The organism is Parasphingomonas zepuensis (assembly GCF_036663735.1).
Lineage (GTDB): Bacteria > Pseudomonadota > Alphaproteobacteria > Sphingomonadales > Sphingomonadaceae > Sphingomonas.
Map to the genome: position 1 here is coordinate 159,028 of NZ_JAXOJO010000002.1, position 23,699 is coordinate 182,726.

Genomic DNA, 23,699 nt, shown 5'->3' on the forward strand with positions numbered 1-23,699 from the left:
CTCGGCCTCCCCTATGTCCGCTAGGTGGCGCGGTCCTGCCCGCCGCGCAAGAGCCGCGGCGATGCCGCCGTTGCGCGCGCGGTCTTGACCCGGGCGGTATCGGGCGCGAAGGGAACGGGCCGCTACGGATTCGGTTAGAGGAACGCCTCCCCATGTCGATCGAGATCAAGATGCCTGCGTTGTCGCCCACGATGGAGGAGGGCACGCTGGCGAAGTGGCTCGTGAAGGAAGGCGATACGGTCAAGTCGGGCGATCTCATGGCCGAGATCGAAACCGACAAGGCGACGATGGAGTTCGAAGCGGTCGACGAAGGCGTGATCGGCAAGATCCTCGTCGCCGAGGGCACCGATAACGTGAAGGTCGGCACCGTGATCGCGACCTTGCTGGAAGACGGCGAGAGCGCCGATGCCACGCCCGCGCCGAAGGAAGAGCCAAAGGCCGAGGCGCCGAAGCAGGAAGCACCCGCCGCACCGGCGCCAGCCGCGCCTGCGCCGGCAGCCGAGGCGCCCAAGCCTGCTGCTCCCGCATCCGGCGACCGGGTCAAGGCAAGCCCGCTCGCGCGCCGCATCGCTGCAGAAAAGGGCGTCGAGCTGTCGGCGCTGGCCGGTACCGGCCCGAACGGCCGCATCGTGAAGTCTGATGTCGATGGCGCGAAGCCGGGCGCTGCGCCCGCCGCAGCCGCATCCGCATCCGCATCCGCATCCGCGCCCGCCGCGGAACCTGCAGCACCGGCCGCCGCAGTTGCTGCGCCAGCCAGGCCCGCCGTCATCCCGGACATCCCGCACAGCGCGGAAAAGCTGTCGAACGTCCGCAAGACGATCGCGCGCCGCCTCACCGAATCCAAGCAGACGGTGCCGCACATCTATCTCACGGTGGATATCCGGCTCGACAAGCTGCTCAAGCTGCGCAGCGAATTCAACGCTGCGCTCGAGCCGCGTGGCGTGAAGCTGTCGGTCAACGATCTGCTGATCAAGGCATTGGGCGTCAGCCTGATGCAGGTGCCGAAGTGCAACGTGATGTTCACGCCGGATCAGCTGATCAGCTTCCAGCGCGCCGACATCTCGGTCGCGGTCAGCACGCCCTCCGGCCTGATCACGCCGATCATCGCCGAGGCCGATACCAAGGGCCTCGCCGCGATTTCGGAGCAGATGAAGGATCTCGCCGCCCGCGCCCGCGACAACAAGCTGAAGCCGGAGGAATATCAGGGCGGCACCGCCAGCCTGTCCAACATGGGCATGTTCGGCATCAAGCAGTTCGAGGCAGTGATCAATCCGCCCCAGGGCATGATCATGGCGATCGGCGCGGGTGAGAAGCGCCCCTGGATCATCGACGATGCGCTCGGCATCGCGACGATCATGTCGGCGACCGGCAGCTTCGATCACCGCGCGATCGACGGCGCCGACGGCGCGCAGCTGATGCAGGCGTTCAAGGCGCTGGTGGAAAATCCGCTGGGCATGGTGGCGTGAGGGCGCGGTGAAACGCACGCTGTACGAACTGCTCCATATCGCCGCCGGCCTGATCGGCACGGCGCTGATCGCCTGGGTCGCAGCCTGGAGCGTGCCCTATGCGACTCAGTCGATCTGGCAGGTTGCCATAGTGGCGATGGTGATCGTCGCGTTCATGGGGGTTCGCCCGCTGCGCCTGGCGTGGCGCGCCGATCAGGCAGCGAAGCACGGCCAGCCCCGCGCCAATGGCTGATGCCGCCCCGGACATCCGGCGAGCGATCGGCGGCCCTGCGCAGGCGGTGAGGGGCACCTATATTTCACTATCGATGGGCGCGGACGACAGGCCGAACCCGGTTTTCGCAGAGGGACATCCACGTGGCTGACAGTTTCGATCTCATCATCCTCGGCTCCGGTCCCGGCGGCTATGTCGCGGCGATCCGCGCGGCGCAGCTTGGGCTCAAGACCGCGATCATCGAGCGCGAGCGGCTGGGCGGCATCTGCCTCAACTGGGGGTGCATCCCGACCAAGGCGCTGCTGCGCACGTCGGAAATCTATCATTACATGACGCACGCCGCCGATTACGGCCTGACCGTCGAGAAGCCGGGCTATGACCTCACGAAGATCGTCGAGCGCTCGCGCAAGGTTGCGGGCACGCTCAACGCGGGCGTGAAGGGCCTGATGAAGAAGAACAAGGTGACGGTCTATGAAGGCACCGGCACCATCACGGCCAAGGGCAAGCTGACCGTCAAGCAGGGCGACAAGACGACCGAGCTCGAGGCGAAGAACATCATCGTCGCGACCGGCGCCCGCGCCCGCGATCTCCCGTTCGCCAAGGCCGACGGCAAGCGCATCTGGACCTATCGCCACGCGATGGTGCCGGAGGAGATGCCGACGAAATTGCTGGTGATCGGCTCCGGCGCGATCGGCGTCGAATTCGCGAGCTTCTATTCGGATATGGGCGCCGAGGTGACCATCGTCGAAATGCTGCCCCGCGTCCTCCCGGTCGAGGACGAGGAAGTCTCCGCCTTCATGGAAAAGGCGCTGACCAAGCAGGGCATCAAAATCGTCACCGGCGCCGGCATCGAGGGCCTGACCCCGGGCGCCAATGGCGTGACGGCGAAGATCAAGGGCAAGGACGGCACCGTCACGTCGGAAGAGTTCAGCCACGCGATCGTCGCGATCGGGATCGTGCCGAACACCGAGGAGATCGGGCTGGAGAAGCTCGGCGTCGAGACTGACCGGGGTCACATCAAGACCGATGGCTATGGCCGGACCAATATCGACGGGATCCTCGCCATCGGCGACGTCACCGGCCCGCCCTGGCTGGCGCATAAGGCGAGTCATGAAGGCGTGGTCTGCGTCGAGCAGATCGCGGGCGAGAAGCCGCACGCGTTCGAGACCTGGAACATCCCGGGCTGCACCTATTCGCGGCCCCAGGTCGCGTCGGTGGGGCTGACCGAGGCCAAGGCGAAGGAAGCCGGTTACACCGTGAAGGTCGGCAAATTCCCCTTCATCGGCAACGGCAAGGCGATCGCGCTGGGCGAGGCAGAGGGCTTCGTGAAGACGGTGTTCGACGCGAAGACCGGCGAGCTGCTCGGTGCGCACATGGTCGGTGCCGAAGTGACTGAGCTGATCCAGGGTTATGTCGTCGCCCGCCAGCTCGAGACCACCGAAGCCGAGCTGATGGAGACCGTGTTCGCCCATCCGACGCTCAGCGAAATGATGCACGAAAGCGTGCTGGGCGCCTATGGCAAGGCGCTCCACATCTAGGATGCATCCACTCGGTTCGTGCGAGGCAGAGACCGGGTAGCCGTACCGACGACGGCGCGCGCGTGACGCCTCTTTCTCGATATGCCACCTCGAAAATCTCGATGGCTACCCGGGACGGACTGGGATTGCGTTGATGCCGGACATTTCACTGAACAGTTCTGCCGGCCCCGCGCGCCTCATGGGGGCGGGGGCCGCCCTTTTGTGCCTCGCCGCGCTTGCCCTTTGGTGGCCGGGCGTAGCCGAATATGATTCGGTCGAACAATATAGGCAGGCCCTGAACGGGATCTATCTCGATTGGCATCCTCCGATCATGGCGCGGCTCTGGGCAATGCTCCATTCGTCCGGCCCGGGCGCATACCCGATGTTCGTATTGCAGATGGGGCTCTACTGGTCGGGTCTCGGCCTTTTTGCGGCGGCGCTCGCGCGGACGGGGAGGGCGCGCGCCGGAGTGGCCGTGCTCGCGCTCGGTGCCCTTCCGCTCTTCGCCGGGTGGCAGGCCGCGGTCCTGAAAGACACTCAGATGCTCGGCGCGATCCTTGCCGCGGTCGGGCTCGTCGGCTGGTGGAGGCTATCAGGCAGGCGGCTGCCGATCGCCGCCGTCGCCGCCATCGTCCTGTTGCTGACCTATGCGACATTGGTCCGCGCCAACGCGGTATTCGCGGTGGTTCCGCTGGCAGTAATGCTTGCCCCGTGGCCGATGCGTCTCTGGCAACGCGGTCTGGCCGCCATCGCCGGCATCCTGCTGGTGCTCGCGGTGGCGTCGCCGATCAACCACGGCCTGCTCGGTGCCGGGGAGACCAAGGTCACGCGCACGCTCCCGATCTACGATCTCGCCGGCATCGCGCATTTTTCCGGTGCCAGCGATGGCCTCACCCCCGCGGAGCGCGCCCTGATCGCACGCCGCCGTTGCTACCAACCCTATTTCTGGGACCCGCTCGGTGACGATGCGCATTGCGGCAGCATTGCCGAGCGGCTCGAACTGCTCCCGGCCCGGACGCTCGTCGCGCAATGGCTGGGCTCCGCCCTCCATCATCCGGTCGCGTATCTCGAGCATCGGCTCGCCCACCTCAACTCGACGGAGCGCCTGTTGGTGGCACGAGGACGACCGGATGCTGCACCCCCGCTACGTTCCGAACCGAATGACCTGGGTTTGGCATCGCCCGGACCGGTCGCCGCGGCGATCGCGCGGGCAGGGGGCTGGCTTGCCGAAACGCCGCTCGGCTGGCCGATCGCCTGGATTGCGCTTGCGGTGATCGGCCTCTGCGTCGCCCTTGGCCGCGCGAAGAGTCCACCCCGCGATCTTGCCTTGGCGCTCCTGGTGTCGGCACTGGCGCTCGAGGCGAGCTTCGCTGTGGTCAGCATCGCCTCGGACCTGCGCTATCATCTCTGGCCGATGATGGCGGCTGCGCTGGCGACAGTCTTGCTGGCAGGGGAACGGCCTCTCCCGCGCCGGACGTTGCGTGTCGGCGGTGCAGCGCTCCTGCTGATCGTTGCTGCCGGCACTGCCGCGCGCGTCGCGCTCCCTCAAAGTCCCGCCACGTATCGCGGCATGCTCGGCTGAGCGGCAAGGCTGCGCCTAATCCGGCGTCAGCGCCAGCAGCCCCAGCGTCAGGCGCCGATATGCCGCACGGACTTCCGCACTGGTCGCAGCTGGGTTCGCGGACGCGGCGATCCGCAATACCCCCTGGGTGAACGCTCCGAACAACAGATGCGCAAGGCTCGGGACCAGGTCGCGCTCGATCAGTCCGGCATCGGCCACATGGTCGAGCGCATGCTCGCCCAGCTCGACGCGCAACGTGCCTTGCAACGCGTTCCATTCGTCCGTGCCAAGCACGGCGGGCCCGTCGATCAGCAGCAATTGCCGCGTCTCGCGGCTTTCATAGACATCGAACAACATGCCGCTGCCGGTCACGATCTCGTCGATGCTGTGCTCGACATGGTCCATCGTGCCGCGGGTGACATGGTCGACGATCTCGTCGATCACTGCCTGGCAGGCAGCACGGAACAGGTCGCGCTTGTCCTTGAACTGATAATAGACCGCTCCCTTGGTCAGCCTGGCACGCGCCGCGATCTCGTCGACCGACACCGCCGCATAGCCCCGCTCCGCAAACAGCGTACGTGCCGCTCCTACCAGTTTCCCGCGGTTGAGCGTTGACTCCATACTCTCGGTATGTTGTCATACTGTCGGTATGACAAGGCCCGCATTCTCGCCGCCTGCCGCCATCGGCATCGCCACCACGCTGGCGCTGTCCGTCATTACCGGCGCCTTTCTCGCGCATGGCGGCTGGACTTATGAGGGCGCAGCCGCTGCCGCCCGGTTGACGGCTCGCCTGTCTTTCCTCTGGTTCATCGCGGCGTGGTCGGCTTCGGCACTGGCGCGGCTATGGCCGGGTGGGTGGCGGACGGCGCTGCTCCGACGGCGGCGATCGGTCGGGCTGGCATTTGCCGCGACTCACACCGTGCATCTCGCCGCCCTGCTCACGGCGATCTTCGTCTTCGGTCACGGTACGAAGATGGTGACCGTCATTGGCGGGGGAATCGGGTATCTGTTCGTCTTCGCCATGGCCATCACGTCGAACGACACCTCCGTGCGCCGCCTTGGCCCGCGCCGCTGGCGCCTGCTCCACGCGACCGGCGGCTATGTCATCGCCGGCATCTTCGCTTTTTCCTATCTCGGCCGCGTGCCGGTCAATCCGGCATTGGGCGTGCCGATGCTGTCGCTGCTCGGCGTCGCTGCGCTGCTGCGCATCCTCGCCTGGGCTCGTCGCAGGGCAGGGGCCCGGGCGCGATCGTTCCCGCGCCAATCGACCTGGGCGGACTGAACCTCGCGCCGCCTCGCTCGTTGAAGGCTTTCCTCAGCGAGTAGACCGATGCCCCACGCCAGCACGATCGTTACCTGCAACGGGCCGGACTGCCCCAATGCCTTCGATATCGTCCCGCTTCAGCCGCGTAACGGCACGCTCGATGCTGTGTGTCCGGTCTGCAAGGGGCACGGCCAGTGGAACAACGAGATCGATCTGGTGAGTTTCCGCTGCAAGCGCACGATCTGCGATCATTGCCACGGCGCGGGCTGGGTCGAGACCGGGGATGATCCGGTCGTGCTTCCCGATATCGAGATGACGGCCGGGGGCTATCCGAAATGGACGACTCGCTTCGCCCCGAAAGGGGAGGTGGCCGCGCCGGCCCCTGATCAGGCCAGGCTGATCCTGCCGTAAGCGATCAGGCAGTCCGCGCGAATTCGGCGATCAGCGCGGAATAGTCCGCCATTTCCGGAAACGTGTCATAGCTGTGCCGCGCCGGCGTAGTCGCCCAGGGCAGCGCCTCGCTGCGAAAGGTCTCGATGAACGGCGCGTAGCCGCTGGTATCGTCGAGCATCGTGGCGCGGACGTTGAGGAAGCCGGGCTCGGGGTTGATCCGGGTGAACACCCAACTCTTGCACCAGTCGCAATGATGGTGGCGCGACTGGTCACCGTGCAGTCCACCGATCACCGGCTCTCCCTGAACTACCTCGAATGCGTCGCTGGGTACGGCGATGCTGAGCGAAAAGGCGCTGGCGCTCATTTTCTGGCAGCCGGTGCAGTGGCACGCCATGGTCAGGATCGGCGGCGCGGAAATGCGGAAGCGCAATTGCCCGCAGCGGCAACCGCCTTCCTGCGGCAGCTTCGTTTCGGCCATGGTGGGTCTCCCGTCATGCTGGACTCGACCGTCCTGCCACGGGCACAAACGTCACGACAAGGGGAGGGGTGCTATGCCGTTCGCAATTCTGTGGCCGACCTTCGCGCTGGTGGCGCTGATCATTCTGGTCTGGTTCTGGCTCACGGTGGAGCGGGGGCGCCACATCAAGCGGAGGCCGCCGACGGCGGAGGACTTTGCCACCGGTGAAGCGGCCCTGCGCTATTTCGCGCCCGTCGAGATGCCCGCGAACAATTTCCGCAATTTGTTCGAGATGCCGGTGCTCTATTTCGCCATCGTCCCGCTGCTGATGATCACGCATCAGGGGAACCACGTGCAGGTGGCATTGGCCTGGGCGTTCGTGCTGCTGCGCGCCGTCCACAGCTTTATCCACATCGTTGTGCGCAAGGTGATGTTCCGCGCGCCGGTCTATTGGCTGGGCAGTGCGGTGCTGATGGCGATGTGGATCGGCTTCGCGGTCGATATCGCGCGCGCGGCGCGATAGCATCGAGGTTCAGGCGGCGGCACCGGCCGAACTGACCAGGCTGATCTCGGGTGGTGAGGACGGCCCGGTGCGGTCGAACACGCGGCCGGCGGCACCGGCGGCGATATGCTTCAGATGGCCGTCGACCGAAGCGCCGTTCTCGATCGAGATGGTCTCATATTCGACATCCCCGGAGATCCGCGCGGTGCGCTCGACCGTCAACTGGCGTACCGATACAGATCCGTCGATCGAGCCCGCAATGCGGGCCACCTCGGCTTTCACCGATCCGCTGATCCTGCTGTCCGTGCCTTGCACCAGGTTGCCGCAATCGACGTTGCCATCGATGCGGCCATCGATGTGCAGATCGGCGGTGGCGGCGACATTGCCGGTGACGACGACGTCGGGCCCGAGCACCGAAAACATGCCGCGCTTGCCGCCGGAAGCTTGCGCCGCCGCGGGCGGCAGGCTGGATCCGGTATCGCGGCCACGGTTGTTGCTGTTGAATATCGCCATCAGATCACGCCCCCAGTTTCGATTCCCGCGAATCGACTGATACTTATCATAAGTTACAGATGCGACGCAGTATCGATCGCCCGATTTTCATCGATCTCCCAATGCCCGACATGGCGTTGAGGACGGGTTAAGAACGCGGCGGTTGCGTGCTGGCCCCGGCTGTGTTCCATTGTCGGACAACGACAAACGCCCGGTAAGGCAGGGGAAAGGGGAGAGGATGGCGACAGCCGCGGTCGTGCGGCCGGCGATTTGCGCCGGTGCATGGCCCGCCCGTGATCGGGCATCCTCTTCGTGGCCCCGTCCAAAATGCCGGCACCCAGCAGGAAAGGAGCAGCATGATGGCCGACAAGAAGAGCAGCACAGACAAGAGCACGGGTGAAAAAGTGAAGGATGCGATCGACGAGAAGATCGTCGATCCGGCGAAAAAGGCCGGCGATGCGATGCGCGCCGCGGGCGCCAGGGTCGCCGAGGGCGGCTCGACCGTCAGCACGAAGCTGATCGACCAGGCAGAAAACAACGCCCGCCAGGCCTTTGCCGCGCTCCGTGCAGCGGCCGCTGCCAAGGACTTGTCCGAGGTGATGAAGGTGCAGGGCGATTATCTGCGCGAGCAGGGCTCCCGCAGCATGAGCCAGGCCCGGGAGATCGGCGAACTGATCATGCAGATCGGCCGCGAGGCGGTGCAGCCGCTGAAAGGCAAGGACTGAGGATCGCGCCCCCGGCGTCCGGCTGGCTATTGGTCGCCGGGCGCGCGGTGCGGCGTCGTCACGCGCGCGACATCATGGGCCAGGATCGCCAGGTCATGAGTCCTGCCGTCGGCGTCGCGGACATGGTCCTTGAGCAGGGCCTCGGCGCGGAAGCCCAGGCTCTCGAACAGCATCACTGAACCGATCTGGTCGGGCGTCATCTGCGCTATCAGTTTCTCCACGTCGCGCTCGACCGCCACGGAATAGATCGCTTCCAGCAGATCGCGGCCGATCCCGCCGCCGCGCTTGCCCGGCGCCACGAGCAGCCGGATCTCGCCGACATGCGCGCTCCAGCCGAGCGGATCGCGCACCAAAGCCGCGGTGCCGACGAAGCGCCCCTCATCCTCCGCGATCAGGCTGTCGATCCAGCCATCCTCGATCGCTGCCTGCCACGCTTCGATGACGCGTGGATGGCGCAGGTCGCGGCCCAGGAAAAGCAGGTCATGCTCCGGCAGGGTGTTGGCGAAGGCGAGCATCGCGTCGCGGTCGCCCGGCACGAACCGCCGGATGTGATGGCTCATGTCGACCGCTCTCCCCACCGTCCGACCCGTTCCGGCAAAAAGCGCGGGCGCTGGTCGTCACGCAACCGTCATCCTTGACTGGCCGGGGCCTCCCGTCAAGCAAGCGCCGTACGGCGATCAGTCGGTGGTCGTAGGCCGCGGCCCCGCCGCCGTGGCGTCGAGCGTCGCATCGCCGCCCAGCACGCGGTATAGAGTGACGAGGTTGGTCGCCGCCGTCAGCCGCGTCGAGACCAGCTGCTGCCGGGCCGAATAGAGCGAGCGCTGTGCATCGAGGCTCTGCAGGAAGGTCGCGAGCCCGCCGCGATATAGCGCATCCGACAGGCGGTAATTGTCCGCCGCCGCGTCGGTCAACGCCACGGTGGCGCGTGTCTGCTCATTGATCGTCCCACGCCGTGCGAGCGCATCGGAGACTTCGCGGAACGCGGTCTGGATCGCCCGTTCATATGTCGCGAGACTGGCGTCGCGCTGCGCCTCGGATAGGCGCACATTGGCGCGGGCTGCCCCGGCGTTGAAGATCGAATAGCTGGCGTTCGCGCCGGTCGAATAATTGAACGCGCCGTCGCTGAACAGATTGCCCAGCGCCGTGCTGGCCAGGCCGAGCACCGCGGTCAGCGAGATGCGCGGGAACAGCGCCGCCCGCGCCGCGCCGATCTCGGCATTGGCGCTGCGCAGTTGATATTCGGCCTGCACCACATCGGGACGGCGCAGCAGGATCCCGGAATCGAGCCCCGCCGGCAGTTCAGCGATCGTCTTGCCGGCCTCGTCGATCGAGCCGGGCAGCAGCGCCGGGTCGATCGGCGCGCCTACCAGCAGCCGCAAGGCGTTCACGTCCTGCGCCAGGCTGGTCGTCTGCTGGGCCAGATCGGCCTGCGCGCCGGCGAGCACGGTCTCGGCCTGGCGCAGATCGGTCCGCGGCGCGATCCCGCCCTCGAGCCGCGCCCTGGTCAAAGTTACGCTACGCTGCGCATTCGCCGCGGTATCCTGCGCGATGACGAGCAGGCTCCTGTCCGCCGCATAGGTCAGCCAGCCCGTCGCGATATCGCCGACCAGCGTCAGCCGCGTCGCACGCGCCGCGGCCTCGGTTGCGAAATAGCTGTTCTGCGCGGCGGTGCTCAGCGACCGGAGCCGTCCGAACAGGTCGAGCTCGAACGCCGTGATGCCGCCATCCACCGAGTAACTGGTCCGCGCGCCCGTATCATTGCCATTGTCGGAACGGGTGACGCCCGCCGACGTGCCGATCTCCGGCAGCAGTTCGGCGCGCTGGATGCGATATTGCGCCCGGGCGGCGGCGATGTTGGCGGCGGCGATGCGCAGGTCGCGATTGTTGACCAGCGCCTGTTCGATCAGCGCCTGCAGCCGCGGATCGCGGAAGATGTCGCGATAGGTGACGCTGGGCAGCGCCGCTTCGCTCTGCCGCAGATAGGCGTCGCCGGCGGGCCAGGACGGCGGCACCGGCAGCTCGGGCCGGACATAGGTCGGCGCCATCGAACAGGCGCCGAGCGAGGTAATGGCCAGAAGGGCCGTAAGCTTCCACTTCCCCGTTCGTCCTGAACTTGTCGAACGACCGTTCTTCTTTTCGACGCTGGAAGAGAAGTGCAGGGCTTCGACGAGCTCGGCCCGAACGGATTGTAGAACGCGCATCAGGCGGTGCCCCCTTCGGGTTGCGCGGGGGGTGCCGGATGCTCGTGATGCAGCCGCGCCAGCACGTCGCGCGTGCCGCGGCGGACTAGGACGAAGAACAGCGGGATGTAGAAGATCGCCAGGATCGTCGCGGTCAGCATCCCGCCGATCACGGCGGTGCCGATCGCCACGCGGCTGTTCGCGCCGGCGCCGGTCGAGATGGCCAGCGGCAGCACGCCGAAGATGAAGGCAAGGCTGGTCATCAGGATCGGGCGAAGCCGGATCCGCGCTGCCTCCAGCGCTGCGTCGATCACGCGCTTGCCCTTTTTCTCGGCCTGCTCGGCGAATTCGATCATCAGGATCGCGTTCTTCGCCGCCAGCCCCATCGTCGTCAGCAGCCCGATCTGCAAATACACGTCATTCTCCAGCCCGCGCAGCGTCACCGCGAACACCGCGCCGACCAGGCCGAGCGGGATGACCAGCAGCACCGCGATCGGGATCGTCCAGCTTTCGTACAGCGCCGCCAGGCACAGGAACACGACCAGCAGCGAGAGCGCGTAGAGATAGGGCGCCTGGCCGGAGGACAGCCGCTCCTGGAAGGACAGGCCTGCCCAGGCCACGCTGGTTCCCGGATATTGCGCGGCCAGCGCTTCCATCCGCGCCATTGCCTCGCCCGAGCTGACGCCCGGCGCCGCCTGGCCCTGCAGCTCATAGGAGGAGAAACCGCCGAACCGGGCGAGCGACGACGGCGCCGTGCCCCAGGTGATGTTGGCGAAGGACGAGAAGGGCGTCATCTGCCCGCTCGATCCTCGCACGAACCACTCCGCGATATTGTCCGGCGAGGCGCGATATGGCGCGTCGCCCTGGACATAGACGCGTTTCACGCGGCCGCGATCGTTGAAATCGTTGACGTAGCGCCCGCCCCACGCAGTCGAGAGCGTGGTGTTGACGTCGGCCTGGTTGAGCCCGAGCGTGCTCAGCTTCTGCGGATCGACATCGACCTTCAGCGTCGGCTGGTCCTGCAAATCGGTCGGTCGTACCGCCTGCAGCATCGGGTCGGCCCGCGCCGCAGCGAGCAGCTTGTCGCGCGCTGCCTTGAAGTCGGGGCGGCTCAGCCCGCCGCTGTTCTGCAGCTCCATCTGGAAGCCGGCCGACTGGCCGAGCCCGCGCACCGCGGAGGGAACGGTCGAATAGAATTCGACGTCGCGCAGGCCGCTCAGTGCCTGGGTCGCGCGTCGCGCGATCGCCTGCGCGCTGCTGTCCTTACCCTTGCGTTCCGACCAGTCCTTCAACGCGACGAAGCCGCGCCCGGTATTCTGGCCACCGCCGCCGCCGCCGGCGACGACCATCAGCGCCGACGTGTCCGCGCCTTCGGTCGTCATGAAATATTTCTCGATCTGGCGCTGCGCGATCTGGGTCTTCCCGATCGTCGCGCCCGGGGCGAGGTTGTACTGGATGCTCGTCGTGCCCTGGTCCTCGGTCGGCAGGAAGCCTGTCGGCAATTTCACGAACAGGATCGCCAGGATCGCGACCGTCAGGGCGTAGATGAGCAGGAACAGCAGCTTGCGATCGACCACGCGGGACACCGCATGCTGATATTTGTCCAGGCCGCGTTCGAAATTGGTGTTGAACCAGATCTTGGCCTCTTCCAGCCGCTGCTGGATCCACCGGATCCAGCCATGTCGACTCTCGCGGTGTTCTTCCCTGCGCTTGAGCATCGTCGATGTCAGCGCTGGCGTCAGGACCAGCGCGACCACCACGGACAGCACCATCGCGGAGACGATCGTGATCGAGAACTGGCGGTAGATCACGCCGGTCGATCCGCCGAAGAACGCCATCGGCAGGAACACCGCCGACAGCACCAGCGCGATCGCGATCAGCGCGACGGTGATCTCGTTCATCGATTCGATCGTGGCGTCGCGCGGGCTCATGCCGGGATTCTCGTCCATCAGCCGCTCGACATTCTCGACCACGACGATCGCGTCGTCGACCAGCAGGCCGATGGCGAGCACCAGGCCGAACAGGGTCAGCGTGTTGATGGTGAAGCCGGCGATGGCGAAGATCGCGACGGTACCGAGCAGCACCACCGGCACGGCGATCGTCGGGATCAGCGTCGCGCGCCAGCTCTGCAGGAACACGAACATGACGATGACGACGAGGATGATCGCCTCGACCAGCGTCTTCACCACTTCCTCGACGGAAAGCTTGATGAACTCCGTCACGTCCTGCGGGAAATCGAAGGCGAAGCCGGCGGGAAATTTCTTCGCCTGGCGCGCGATCTCGGCCTTGACCAGCTCGGCCGTCTTCAGCGCGTCCGCGCCGGGCGCCAGGCTGACCGCGATGCCGGCGCCGGGATGGCCGTTGATCCGGCTGATCATGCCGTAATTCTCGGCACCCAGTTCCACGCGCGCGACGTCGCGCAGGTGCACCGCCGATCCGTCGGGCTGGGTCTTCACCACGATATCGGCGAACTGGGTCGGGGTCGACAGGCGGCTCTGCGCCGTCACGGTGGCGTTCAGCGCCTGTTCGGGGTTGTTCGGCACGCCGCCGATCTCGCCCGCCGCCACTTCGGTGTTCTGCGCCTGGATCGCGCTGATCACATCGCTCGGCATCAGGCTGTAGCTCGAAAGCCGCTCCGGATTCAGCCACACCCGCATCGCATATTGCGATCCGAACACGTTGATGTCGCCCACGCCCTCCAGCCGGCCGATCGGCTCCTGCAGGGTGGAGACGAGATAGTCGGATACGTCCTGGTTGGTGCGCGTGTCGGTCGTGTCGTAGATCGCCGCGACCATCAGGAAGTCCGGATTGGACTTGGTCACGGTCAGGCCCTGCTGCTGCACCTGGGCTGGCAGGCGGGGCAGCGCCTGCTGGACCTTGTTCTGCACCTGCACCTGCGCGATGTCGGGGTCCGTGCCCTTGGCGAAGGTCGCGCTGATGTTCACGCCGCCGCGCGAATTCGAATTGGAACTGAAATAGAGCAACCCGTCGATGCCGGTCAGCTGTTGCTCGATCACCTGCGTGACGCTGTTCTCGAGCGTTTCGGAGGAGGCGCCGGGATAATTGGCGCGCACGTTGACGTTCGGCGGCGCCACGTCCGGGAACTGCTCGATCGGCAGGGTGAACATCGCGCCCAGGCCGGCCAGCATGATGATGATGGCGATGACCCAGGCGAAGATCGGCCGGTCGATGAAGATGCGGGAAATCACGAGTCGGTCAATCGCGCTTCTGGCCGGTGCCTTGCGGCGCGCCGATGCGCTCCGGCTGGCTCGCCGGCACCGGCCGTACGACCTGATTGGGCAAGGTCTTGCCCACGCCCTGCACGATCACCTTGTCGCCGCGCGAAAGGCCGGAGGTCACGACCCAGTTGGTGCCGATCGGCCGGGTCGCGGTCACGCTGCGCTGGATCGCCTTGTTGTCCGGCCCGACGACGAACACGGTCGCATTGCCCTTGGGATCGCGCGACACCGCCGGCTGCGGGATCAGGAAGGCATTGTTGTCGATCGATTGGGCAAAGGCCGCCCGCACGAACATGCCCGGCATCAGCAGCCCCTGCGGATTGGGGAAGCGCGCGCGCAGGGTGACGGTGCCGGTCGTCTGGCTGACCACCACTTCGGAGAATTCGATCGTGCCGGTCAGGCCGTAATCGCTGCCGTCCTCCAGCTTCAGGCGCACCTGCGCATTGGCCGGCGTATGCCCGCCCGAGGCAAGCTGGCGGCGCAGCTTGAGCAGGTCGGCGCTCGATTGCTGGATATCGACATAGATCGGATCGAGCCGCTGGATCGTGGTGAGCGGATCTGCCTGGTTGGTCGTCACCAGCGCACCGACGGTGAACAGCGATCGGCCGATCCGCCCGCTGATCGGCGCGGGAACGGTGGTGAAGCGCAAATTGATCCGCGCGGTGTCCAGCGCGGCGCGGTTCTGCGCGACGGCGGCCTCGGCCTGGCGCGCCTGGGCGACGGCGTCGGTATAATCCTGCTTGGCCACGGCCTCGATCTCGGCGAGCGGCTTGAAGCGCTCGGCCCGGATGCGGCTTGCCTCGGCGCTGGCGGTCGCGCTGGCCAGGTTGGCCTGTGCCTGGTTGGCCGATGCACGATAGAGGCTCGGATCGATCTGGTAGAGCGGCTGCCCCTGCTTGACGAGCGTGCCCTCGGTGAAGAACCGCCGGTAGATCACGCCCGACACCTGCGGGCGGACTTCGGAACTCTCATAGGCGGTGGTGCGCCCCGACAGCTCGGTCGTGATCGCCACACTGGTCGGCTGGATGACGAGATAGCCCACCTGGGGCGGGCCCTGCGGACCACGGCGACCGCGGCCGCCCTCCTGCGTCTCGCCCTTGCCGCAGCCGGCAAGCAGCGCCAGCACGGCAAGCGACGCCAGCGAGGAAATACGCGCAGAGTAAGGCGATAACACGGTCATTCGTTCTCCATCGCCTCAGCCCGCCTGCACCGCGCGCTGGTCCCCGCGCAACACTGCCAAACATCGCCTCAGCCTGTGGTACCTGTCCCGCGATCGGCGATCGGGGAAATGCTTTTTGGTAGGATCCTATATCCTATCTAAGTTTCGCGATGGAAAGCCCATCCGCCTTGGCGCGATCCTTGGTCGATTCCTCGCTGCGCTTCAGCGCCTTGGCGATCGCCTTCAGCGCCATGCCCTTCTTGGCGAGCGTGTGGAGCTTCTGGATCTCGTCGCTGGTCCAGGGCTGGCGGTGGCGTTCGAACCGGTCCTCGCTCATGCTGCCTGCGCCTTGCGCTTGAGGGTGACGAGCGCCTGGTCGAGCGCCGACAGGAACCGCGACCGATCGGTCTTCGCAAAGGGCGCCGGGCCGCCGATCGCGTCGCCGCCGGCGCGCAGATCGGCCATGATCGCCCGGGTCGCGACGGCGGCGCCGATCGAGCTGGTGGTAAAGGGGCGGCCAGTCGGCGCGATCACGGTGGCACCGGCCTTCAGGCACCGGTCCGCCAGCAGGATATCGGTGGTGACGACGACGGCGGACGCGTTGGCGCGCTCCGCGATCCAGTCGTCGGCAGCGTCGAATCCGTCGCTCACGATCACCCGCTCGACGAGCGGATGGACCGGGATGCGCATGATGCTGTTACTCACGATGGCCACTGGCACCTCATGGCGAAAGGCCACTTTATAGACCTCATCCTTTACGGGGCATGCGTCCGCATCGACAAGGATTCGGATTGTCGCAAAGTGTGTCAGCGCCGTTACTCCCGTTCATCTTCGCCGCGCGCGCGCTCGATCCCGACGATCTCGATCGCATCGCTCGTCCCGTTATAATCGATCGTGTCGCCGGCTTCGGCGCCCATCATCGCCTTCACCAGCGGCCCGGTGAAGGCGATGCGCCCGGCCGCCGGATCGGCCTCGTCGCTGCCGACGATTTGTATCGTACGCAGCGCACCGTTGAGGCGAAAGGTCACGCTGGTGCCGAACGCCACTTCGCCGCCGTCGGGCTCGGGCGCGACGATCGCCGTCGTCTGGCGCGTGTTCCAGTAACGCAGCTCGCGCTGCAGCACCGCGCGCGCCGTCTCGTCGGCTTCGGCTGCGATCGCCGCTTCAAGCGCCGCCACCTGCTTGTCCATAAGAGCCAGGCCGCGGCGCGTGACCAGGTTCGGCCCGGGCGGCAGCGGTAGCTCGAACTTCGGTTCCTTATGTTCCTCGTCGCTCTCGCGGCGGAATGCGACGCTCACGTCAGTCTCCCAGATTCAATGCGGCGGCCCCAGTGCGGCCGGTCGCTGAATCTTTCAACCATCCGAGCACGGCATCGATCCGGGCGAGCCGCCGCATGTCGCTGTGCGTCACCAGCCAGAAGCTGCGCAGGATGTTCACTTCGCCCGGAAAGATCATCGTCAGTCCGGGATCCTGATCGGCGATGAAGCTCGGCAGCACCCCGATTCCGGCGCCGCTCGCGATCGCGCGATATTGCACGTTGATGCTGGTCGACCGCAGCGTCGCATCGAGCCCCTGCGCCACTTCGCCAAGATAGTCGAGCTCGGGCGAATAGAGGAATTCGGGCACGTATCCGATCAGCGCATGGCCGCGCAGCGCCTCGATCTCCCCGATCGGGCCATGCGCGGAGAGATAGGATGTCGCGGCATAGAGCCGAAGCCGATAATCGGCGAGCTTGGCCGCGATCAGCCGCCCATGGCGCGGCCGCGCCATCATCACCGCGACGTCCGCCTCGCGCTTTGACGGATTGAGGAAGCCGGACGCGGTGACCAGGTCGAGCCGGATATCGGGATGCCGCGCGCGAAACGCGGGCAGGCGCGGCGCCAGCACCCAGGTGGCGAAGCCCTCGGCGACGCTCAGCCGGACATGCCCGGTCGCCTGGTTGGAATCCCCGCCGACTTCGCCCAGCGCATGCAGCGCCGTGCTCTCCATCGTCTCGGCATGCGCGAACAGCGCCTGGCCCTGCTCGGTCAGCCGCCGCTCGCCCGCCTCGATCTCGAACAATTCGGATTTGAGCGCCGCCGCCAGCCGCCGCAACCGCCGCCCGACCGTGGTCGCATCAAGCCCCAGCGCCCGCGCCGCCGGCGCCAGCTGCCGCGATCGCGCCACCGCCAGGAAAATCCGCAGGTCGTCCCAATCGAACATCCGTGATCCCGCCACCGATATGGGCATCCGCGCAAACCACCCGTCCGTCACCCCGGACTTGTTCCGGGGTCCACCGTGCCACGTACGCATAGCCCGAGCGTATGCGGCGCAGTGGACGCTGGAACGAATCCGGCGATGGCGACAGGTAACTCCAAACGACCGGCACCCTGCATAATTGCAGCGCCTCCATGCACCCTGAGCGTCTTACCTGCAAATTTCCGAGCTTGCCCCAAGCGAACCGCCATCCCTGACGCGATGCCTGGCGCACCTTCGAGATGGGTAGATCCCGCCACACCGTTCGGGCTGAGCGTGTCGAAGCCCTGTTCTTCTCGCCTAAGGCGCGCGCTCCGGTCCTTTTTGTGTTTTTTCTCAAAACGGTGATATCCGGGTGAAAGCGTCGTGCGGGGAGCGATAGTCGGGCGAACGAGTATCGTCGATCGAGCGCTTGATCGTCTCGTCGAGGCTGCGATCCGGGAGCGAGCCCAAGCCAAGGCGGATGCCGAGAGGGATGACCCGGTCGTCAAAGACAGGTGGTTCCGGGAATATGTCCGCGCCCGTGATCTTATGGCCTGGAACGTGAATACCAGGCGAAGCCATATCGCCGCCCGGATCTGGAAAGAAGAGGTTGGCCCACTGGAAGCCAGCTATCCCGAGTTCATTGCTGAATATGATCGGCGATCCAGCGACGCTGGCTCCCCATAAACGAGGCGTCCAATCTGCCCCATCGGCAGTTCCGCTGACAGTCCACTTAACTATCTCGTTTCAGCCCAGGCTCGCGGGGCTTGAGGATGCGGCCCGCCTCCCACCGAAACTCCAGGATCGACGGAACGGGAAAGCGACGCGCCTGCTCAGTCCGCTAATTCGCTGTCGGATGTCACGCCTCCGCTTGCAGCGCAGCACTGCCTGCCGCGACGCCGCGCCAGTAATCATTAGCGGCAGCGATCGTGGCGAACTCAACCGCAATGACGTGGCTCGCCGCGATCAGGCCGAACGGATCATGCGCATATTGCGACCGCCCGTTCTGCAACACCTCCAGCTGATGTTGCATTGCGTGAACCGAGTGTCGGGCGAGCATCATTGCCAAGGCCCGTCCTTCCTCGGGTGAGGACGTCAGCAATGAGTTTCCGGGAACCAGCGGCGTCGTGGGGACCTCGGTCATGGTGTATCCTTTGCTGAAGGTGGCGTTTGGGGAACAAGCATCAATTTTCCCGGGGGAGCGGTGCCCGTTTCGATCATGGCGTGGGCACGGCGTGCGTCCGGCAAGCCGAGCACCTCTCCGATACGGGTCTGCAGATCGCCGGTGGAGAAAAGGTCGGCGAGCTGGACAAGCTTGTGGGTCGTGACCGCGACGAGCATGAACTGCGCCCGCACCTTATGGCGCCGCGCAAGCTCTCGATCCGGCTCCCCGACCGAAGAGACGAGCACGCCGCCGACGCGCAACCATTCGAAAGCACTCTCCAGCGCGACGCCGCCGACCGTATCGATTACCGCGTCGATCTGGCCCATGAATCGCGCGGGTATGCCAGCGCCCGCGTCAACTGCGATCGCCCCGGCCGCGGTTATGCTTGCCAGCTCCTGCGTGCGGCCGGTCGCCACGACTTCCGCGCCGGCCAAAATGGCCAGCTGGACCGCATAAGCGCCGACATTCCCCGCGCCGCCGATCACCAGCACGGTCTGGCCGGCCTCTACTCCGGCATGCTCGAACAACATCTGCAGCGCAGTGCAGCCGATAACCGGCACGGACGCTGCTTCAATCTCGCTAAGCTGGTTGGGGCGCGCGGCGATCATGCCGGCGTCGGCCAGCGCATAGTCCGCATAGGCGCCGGTAAATCGGGAATTGGTCACGCCATAGATCGGCGTGCCGAGCGCAAAGCCGGTTACCCCCTCTCCGATAGCCTCGACGGTACCTGAAAGGTCCGCGCCCAGCGTCAGCGGCAGAGGCTGCGGAAGAACGCTGCGTCCCGATCGCACCCATATGTCCCAGGGGCCGACGCCGGCTGCGGCGACCCTCACGAGCACCTGGCCCGCCTCCGGAACAGGTCGTGGCACCTCTTCGTAAATCATCGCATCCAGCCCGCCGAACGCGTGCACCCGGACGGCCTTCATCGCGGAGACCCCGCATTATCGCGAACCGATACCGGCCGTCCTTCCAAGATGCTTGTCATCCAAATCTCCTCGGCGAAGCTGGATTGTAGATCGGCGCCCAGGCTTCTTCTTTGCCGGGACTGCGTTCCTTTATTCCCAAATTGCTGAGTTTGCGGACGACCCAAAGAGCAGATGCGTCGCTTCCACTTTGCTGTCAGGATGACGGCCGCGATGAATCTCTATGATCATGGTCAACAGAAATACGGCGCGGGCGTGCTCGACACGGCGTTGGGATGTGCCTGGTCCGGGGTCGGTGCCGAATTGCGGCACCACCCCGCCGGAGATATCGCGGCCTTCGACCTCGCTCAGACCGAGATTGGCATCGCCATCGACAGTCATCCCAATGCAGTGGTTGCGCGCTGTGGCAATGGCGTCCGGCAGCGAACGGTCGTGACCCGCGGCACGATCTGGACCTGCCCGGCCGGCGTGCGCGAAGAGGAAATCTCTCTGTACGAATGGCACGACTGCCTCCACATATACCTCCCATCCTCGCGCTTCGACGATGTATCCCAACTGGTGGGCGGCGCAGCAATTCGTGCCGATCACATCCGGTATCTGGCGGACATTGACGACAATCTGATCCGGCAGGTTGGAAAGACCCTTCTGGCCGAGTTACGGGCACCCACCGCAGCCGGACGGGTGCTGGCGGAGTCGCTTGCCCTTTCGCTCACGGCGCGTCTGGTACAGGCATATTCGGATCCCGGCATTGGTCGGCTTGATCGGCTGCGGACCAGTCACGGTCTCGACGATCGGCGCCTGCGCCGGGTCCTCGAATATATGGCCGCGCATCTGGAAGAGGAACTGGGCATCGAGGATCTTGCTGGCGTGGCTTGCCTCAGCCCGTTTCATTTCATCCGGATGTTCCGCAATCGCGTCGGCACGACGCCGAGCCGCTATCTCGGCCTGATGCGCCTTGAGCATGCGAAGACGTTGCTGACGACCGGCGATAGGGCGCTCTTCGATGTGGCCCTGTCATGCTGCTTCTCGTCCCAGACCAATTTCACCCGAGCATTTCGGCGCGCGACTGGCATGACTCCGCAGGAATACAGACGGTCATATTCCTGAGCAGTTGCGCGACAACATCGATGCTTGCCTCCTCATGTGATTCACGGCTGATCGGGGTACAATGCGTAGTCGCCATCCTCGAAGAACACCGTCTCGCGACGGTTGTCTGGCTGCGCCGCATGGTACGGGATGCCAGGGGCGATGCGCCGGAGGTCGGTCATTTGCAGATGCTAACCGCGCGCACCGCAAGTAAAGGGGGTGATACACAGTCACCGTTATGCGAAGATCTGGATGACAATCCAATATCTTGAAGCTGGTATTAACCAAAGTAAATAACAATTAAATGGACACAAAGTTATTATTTGCTTTTGGAATATCGCAGTAACATTCTGCAAACATCGCTCTGTTTGATGCGCTGAAATACTGAAGCGCGACGGTGAGCGAGGCGGAAGGGTGGTGTAGATGCGAATAGCCAGCAATCGAGATTTGATTCCCGCGCGATCGCCGCAGCACCCGATCTTGATCTGCCTATCGGGCGATTCAAAAATAGCAAAATCGCTCCTTGGCCGGTCGGCGATTGCCCGCAGGCTCTGGGTCATGTCGGCGGTGGCAAGTCTGTCGCTTGGAGCCGGCGCCTGCGGTAGCGGCGGCGTGAACAATGTGGGCGCGGCCGTCACACCCGAAATTGCGGTCGACGCGCCTCCCGGACCACCGCCTGCCTTGCCGCTTCAGGTCATCGCTGGAGACCCGCCGTTCCCGGTTTCGGCGCGCTATGCCACGGCCCGATCCATCGCTGCAGATGCCCGAGTGGATCTAAAAATGTTCGCGCAAGCGCAACATTGCTGGCCATCGGTGCGACCGGATCCGACACTGGACAAGCAGTTCGCCGCCTCCATTTTGGCCAGTGCGTCCGAGCCATCGTCGCCCAGGTGCCTTGCGGAACCGGCGGCGGTGAAGCGCTTTGCCGAGCAGGTAAGGCAAAATGCCTTCGATCGCGGGCCCACTGCTCCGCCCTCGATTTTCGAGGCGTTTGTATGGGGATCTTCCTACGGAAAGATCGCGGGCGAGGCCTGTGCCGGGAAGCTGCCCGCCGCGCCCGTAGCCGAATTCAAACGCCGCTGGGAATCGGATGTTCGTATCCAGCGCACCGGCGACCCGACGATTGATGGCGCCTTCGCGACCATTCTCGAAGACCCGCGCTTCGTCGATGCCATGGGATCGATCAGGGTCGTGTTGGTGCAGTCGAACGCCAACGTCATGATCGTCTATGATCTGGATACGGCTTGTACCGGCGATAAGCCGGTCTGCTCCGTCCCCGCTCCGCTGCACGGCTGTCCTCGCGGAACAGAAGCCGATGCGCGCGAAGGGCTCGCCCGTACGGTTACTAATGGTAAGACGGGATATTTCCCCAACGCGAATGACTTCTATACCGACTATCCAATCGGCCTGGAAACGCCCGGGTTCACGGTCGGCGATGAGCGGCGGATCACCGGCGCCATTTGTCACGGCTTTGGGCGCGTACGCGAAACTAGGGCAAAACAACCTTGGAGGCTCGAGCAAGCTCGGGCTGCCGCCTGTTTGTTGCGGGTGCTAGGGATTGCGGGTACCCGCGAACGCTTCGAATTCACCGATATGTCGGCCGCTGATTTCAAGCGCCGTATTCCGCGACTGATCGACTTCAATGTCGAGCGGGCGGCTATTTCGCGTCGAGCATTCGACGTCCTCCGTTCAATCTACGCCACCAAGAAAGGAGGCTAGCGATGACGCGGGCGGATGGATTTCCCGTGACAGTCGACCCAACTCATCCGTTTCGGCCCAGGCTTGAGCAGATGGAGGATGCGGCCGGTTTCCCGTTCTAGCCCGGCGATAAAGGCGCGCGCCCCCCAACCGGCCGCCTTTTCGAAGGCCGACGCGCCATCTGCGGCGTGCCACATCTGTGGCACAGCCTATGGCGCGTCGCCCCTTCGCGTTCAGGCCGTGCCCCAAACCTCCGCGGCGACATCCATCACCAGGCGCATCTTCGCCGCCTGCTGGTCAAATGCGATGTCGTTACCATGGACGGTCGATGAAAAGCCGCATTGCGGCGAGAGCGCCAACTGGTCCAGCGGGACGAAACTGGCCGCTTCCTCGATCCGGCGCAGGATATCGTCGCGGGATTCGAGCGACCCCAATTTGGTCGTGACCAGGCCCAGCACCACCGTCTTGCCCTTGGGCACGAAGCGGAGCGGCGCGAAATCGCCTGAGCGGACATCGTCATATTCGAGGAAGAAGGCGTCGATATTCAGTTCGTTGAACATGATCTCCGCGACCGGCTCATAACCGCCCTCTGCGGCCCAGCTGGACCGGAAATTGCCACGACAGAGATGCACCGCGGTGAACATGCCGTCGGCAGCCCCCGCCAGCGCATCGTTGATCATGCCGGCATAGTGGCGCGGGAGGGAATCGGGATCGAGCCCGCGCCGACGCGCATTCTCGCGCTGCGTATCATCGCACAGATACGCCAGGTTCGTATCGTCGAGCTGGAGGTAGCGGCAGCCCGCATCGGAAAGATCGGCGATCTCGGCGCGATAGGCGGTCGCCACATCCGCGAAGAACTCCGCCATGTCGGGATAGGCCGTCTCGCTGATTCCTTCCCGGCCCGCCCGAAAGTGCAGCATCGTCGGCGACGGAATGGTGACCTTGGCCGTTTCGCTGGTCGCGCCGGCCAGGAACTCGAAATCGGCGCGCTGGATCGGCTTTGCATGAGCGACCTTGCCCGTCACGACCATGCGCGGCGGGGCGAAGTTGATGGCCTTGCCGGCGGCATGCTGGAAACTCACTTCCATGCCGCCCTCCTGTTCGATGCCGTCGAGCTGCAGCAGGAAATCGGTGTGGAAGAAGGTGCGCCGATATTCGCCGTCGGTGATCCCCTTCAGGCCCAGACCTTCCTGAAAGGCCACCACGTCGCGGATCGCAGCGTCCTCGACCTCACGCAAAGCGGCGGCGTCGATCTCGCCGGCGGCGAAGCGATCGCGTGCGGCGATCAGAGCGACGGGACGGAGAAAACTGCCGACATGATCGGCACGGAACGGAGGATTGGACGACATCGAGAGCCTCTTGTTGTGTGAGATAACGAATGCCGGGTGCCTTTGGCAGCTTACCGATAAGCTCGTCAACAGTGATATAAAGATATCTTTATATC

Annotated in this window: 24 protein-coding genes; 10 read left to right on the forward strand and 14 right to left on the reverse strand. The window is 65.2% G+C overall.

The window, feature by feature from the left end:
• Nucleotides 1-152: 152 nt before the first annotated feature.
• The 4 genes from U1769_RS07285 (at nt 153) to U1769_RS07300 (ending at nt 4,776) form a co-directional block, all read left to right on the forward strand.
• Nucleotides 153-1,466 carry a pyruvate dehydrogenase complex dihydrolipoamide acetyltransferase gene (locus tag U1769_RS07285; RefSeq protein ID WP_332714178.1) on the forward strand — a complete coding sequence of 438 codons (1,314 nt, stop codon included), beginning with the start codon at nt 153-155 and terminating at the stop codon, nt 1,464-1,466.
• Between the two features lie 7 nt (nt 1,467-1,473).
• Entirely contained in the window at nt 1,474-1,698 is a 225-nt protein-coding gene (locus U1769_RS07290) for a hypothetical protein (RefSeq protein ID WP_332714181.1), read from the forward strand.
• A 122-nt stretch (nt 1,699-1,820) separates the two neighbouring features.
• Nucleotides 1,821-3,215 carry a dihydrolipoyl dehydrogenase gene (gene lpdA, locus U1769_RS07295; RefSeq protein WP_332714184.1) on the forward strand — a complete coding sequence of 465 codons (1,395 nt, stop codon included), beginning with the start codon at nt 1,821-1,823 and terminating at the stop codon, nt 3,213-3,215.
• 133 nt (nt 3,216-3,348) lie between these two features.
• A complete protein-coding gene (locus tag U1769_RS07300; protein ID WP_332714186.1) occupies nt 3,349-4,776 on the forward strand; it encodes a hypothetical protein in 1,428 nt (475 codons plus the stop codon).
• A 15-nt stretch (nt 4,777-4,791) separates the two neighbouring features.
• On the opposite strand, the gene U1769_RS07305 is transcribed toward U1769_RS07300, so the two are convergent.
• On the reverse strand, nt 4,792-5,376 hold the full coding sequence (locus tag U1769_RS07305) for a TetR/AcrR family transcriptional regulator (protein WP_332714189.1): 585 nt from the start codon (nt 5,374-5,376) through the stop codon (nt 4,792-4,794).
• Between the two features lie 28 nt (nt 5,377-5,404).
• Between U1769_RS07305 and U1769_RS07310 the strand changes: the two genes are divergently transcribed.
• Together U1769_RS07310 and U1769_RS07315 are read left to right on the forward strand one after the other, a co-directional pair.
• Nucleotides 5,405-6,037 carry a hypothetical protein gene (locus tag U1769_RS07310; RefSeq protein ID WP_332714192.1) on the forward strand — a complete coding sequence of 211 codons (633 nt, stop codon included), beginning with the start codon at nt 5,405-5,407 and terminating at the stop codon, nt 6,035-6,037.
• Between the two features lie 48 nt (nt 6,038-6,085).
• Nucleotides 6,086-6,430, forward strand: coding sequence for a hypothetical protein (locus U1769_RS07315; RefSeq protein ID WP_332714195.1), 345 nt, complete (start codon nt 6,086-6,088; stop codon nt 6,428-6,430).
• 4 nt (nt 6,431-6,434) lie between these two features.
• Here U1769_RS07315 and U1769_RS07320 read toward each other — a convergent pair whose 3' ends face one another.
• Nucleotides 6,435-6,890 carry a GFA family protein gene (locus U1769_RS07320; protein ID WP_332714198.1) on the reverse strand — a complete coding sequence of 152 codons (456 nt, stop codon included), beginning with the start codon at nt 6,888-6,890 and terminating at the stop codon, nt 6,435-6,437.
• Between the two features lie 73 nt (nt 6,891-6,963).
• Here U1769_RS07320 and U1769_RS07325 point away from each other — a divergent pair, with 73 nt between their 5' ends.
• Nucleotides 6,964-7,392: an MAPEG family protein gene (locus U1769_RS07325; protein ID WP_332714201.1), complete on the forward strand. Its 429-nt coding sequence runs from the start codon at nt 6,964-6,966 to the stop codon at nt 7,390-7,392.
• 9 nt (nt 7,393-7,401) lie between these two features.
• On the opposite strand, the gene U1769_RS07330 is transcribed toward U1769_RS07325, so the two are convergent.
• Nucleotides 7,402-7,884 (reverse strand): bactofilin family protein, encoded by a 483-nt coding sequence (locus U1769_RS07330; RefSeq protein WP_332714204.1) that lies wholly within the window; start codon nt 7,882-7,884, stop codon nt 7,402-7,404.
• A 338-nt stretch (nt 7,885-8,222) separates the two neighbouring features.
• Here U1769_RS07330 and U1769_RS07335 point away from each other — a divergent pair, with 338 nt between their 5' ends.
• Complete coding sequence (locus tag U1769_RS07335; RefSeq protein WP_332714208.1) at nt 8,223-8,588, forward strand: phasin family protein; 366 nt, start codon at nt 8,223-8,225, stop codon at nt 8,586-8,588.
• Nucleotides 8,589-8,614: 26 nt separating this feature from the next.
• Here U1769_RS07335 and U1769_RS07340 read toward each other — a convergent pair whose 3' ends face one another.
• From U1769_RS07340 to U1769_RS07385, 10 genes are all read right to left on the reverse strand, one after another.
• Nucleotides 8,615-9,148 (reverse strand): GNAT family N-acetyltransferase, encoded by a 534-nt coding sequence (locus tag U1769_RS07340; RefSeq protein WP_332714210.1) that lies wholly within the window; start codon nt 9,146-9,148, stop codon nt 8,615-8,617.
• Nucleotides 9,149-9,265: 117 nt separating this feature from the next.
• Complete coding sequence (locus tag U1769_RS07345) at nt 9,266-10,789, reverse strand: efflux transporter outer membrane subunit (RefSeq protein ID WP_332714213.1); 1,524 nt, start codon at nt 10,787-10,789, stop codon at nt 9,266-9,268.
• The gene (locus tag U1769_RS07350) at nt 10,789-13,977 is read right to left on the reverse strand and encodes an efflux RND transporter permease subunit (RefSeq protein WP_332714216.1); all 3,189 of its coding nucleotides are present in this window, start codon (nt 13,975-13,977) and stop codon (nt 10,789-10,791) included. The genes U1769_RS07345 and U1769_RS07350 overlap by 1 nt, the downstream gene beginning before the upstream one ends.
• 7 nt (nt 13,978-13,984) lie before the next feature.
• A complete protein-coding gene (locus U1769_RS07355; protein WP_332714219.1) occupies nt 13,985-15,187 on the reverse strand; it encodes an efflux RND transporter periplasmic adaptor subunit in 1,203 nt (400 codons plus the stop codon).
• Nucleotides 15,188-15,320: 133 nt separating this feature from the next.
• Nucleotides 15,321-15,503: a hypothetical protein gene (locus tag U1769_RS07360; RefSeq protein ID WP_299908929.1), complete on the reverse strand. Its 183-nt coding sequence runs from the start codon at nt 15,501-15,503 to the stop codon at nt 15,321-15,323.
• Nucleotides 15,500-15,958, reverse strand: coding sequence for a YaiI/YqxD family protein (locus tag U1769_RS07365; RefSeq protein ID WP_332715752.1), 459 nt, complete (start codon nt 15,956-15,958; stop codon nt 15,500-15,502). The genes U1769_RS07360 and U1769_RS07365 overlap by 4 nt, the downstream gene beginning before the upstream one ends.
• Before the next feature lie 23 nt (nt 15,959-15,981).
• The gene (locus tag U1769_RS07370) at nt 15,982-16,464 is read right to left on the reverse strand and encodes a GreA/GreB family elongation factor (protein ID WP_332714226.1); all 483 of its coding nucleotides are present in this window, start codon (nt 16,462-16,464) and stop codon (nt 15,982-15,984) included.
• Nucleotide 16,465: 1 nt separating this feature from the next.
• A complete protein-coding gene (locus tag U1769_RS07375; RefSeq protein WP_332714229.1) occupies nt 16,466-17,368 on the reverse strand; it encodes a LysR family transcriptional regulator in 903 nt (300 codons plus the stop codon).
• A gap of 874 nt (nt 17,369-18,242) precedes the next feature.
• The gene (locus U1769_RS07380) at nt 18,243-18,527 is read right to left on the reverse strand and encodes a hexameric tyrosine-coordinated heme protein (protein ID WP_332714232.1); all 285 of its coding nucleotides are present in this window, start codon (nt 18,525-18,527) and stop codon (nt 18,243-18,245) included.
• Complete coding sequence (locus U1769_RS07385; RefSeq protein ID WP_332714235.1) at nt 18,524-19,474, reverse strand: NADP-dependent oxidoreductase; 951 nt, start codon at nt 19,472-19,474, stop codon at nt 18,524-18,526. Before U1769_RS07385 ends, U1769_RS07380 begins: the two co-directional genes overlap by 4 nt.
• 171 nt (nt 19,475-19,645) lie before the next feature.
• On the opposite strand from U1769_RS07385, the gene U1769_RS07390 reads away from it, so the two are divergent.
• Both U1769_RS07390 and U1769_RS07395 read left to right on the forward strand, forming a co-directional pair.
• Complete coding sequence (locus tag U1769_RS07390) at nt 19,646-20,578, forward strand: helix-turn-helix domain-containing protein (protein WP_332714238.1); 933 nt, start codon at nt 19,646-19,648, stop codon at nt 20,576-20,578.
• A gap of 402 nt (nt 20,579-20,980) precedes the next feature.
• Nucleotides 20,981-22,276: a hypothetical protein gene (locus U1769_RS07395; protein WP_332714240.1), complete on the forward strand. Its 1,296-nt coding sequence runs from the start codon at nt 20,981-20,983 to the stop codon at nt 22,274-22,276.
• Between the two features lie 212 nt (nt 22,277-22,488).
• Here U1769_RS07395 and U1769_RS07400 read toward each other — a convergent pair whose 3' ends face one another.
• Complete coding sequence (locus tag U1769_RS07400) at nt 22,489-23,604, reverse strand: 5-methyltetrahydropteroyltriglutamate--homocysteine S-methyltransferase (RefSeq protein ID WP_332714243.1); 1,116 nt, start codon at nt 23,602-23,604, stop codon at nt 22,489-22,491.
• Nucleotides 23,605-23,699: the final 95 nt, after the last annotated feature.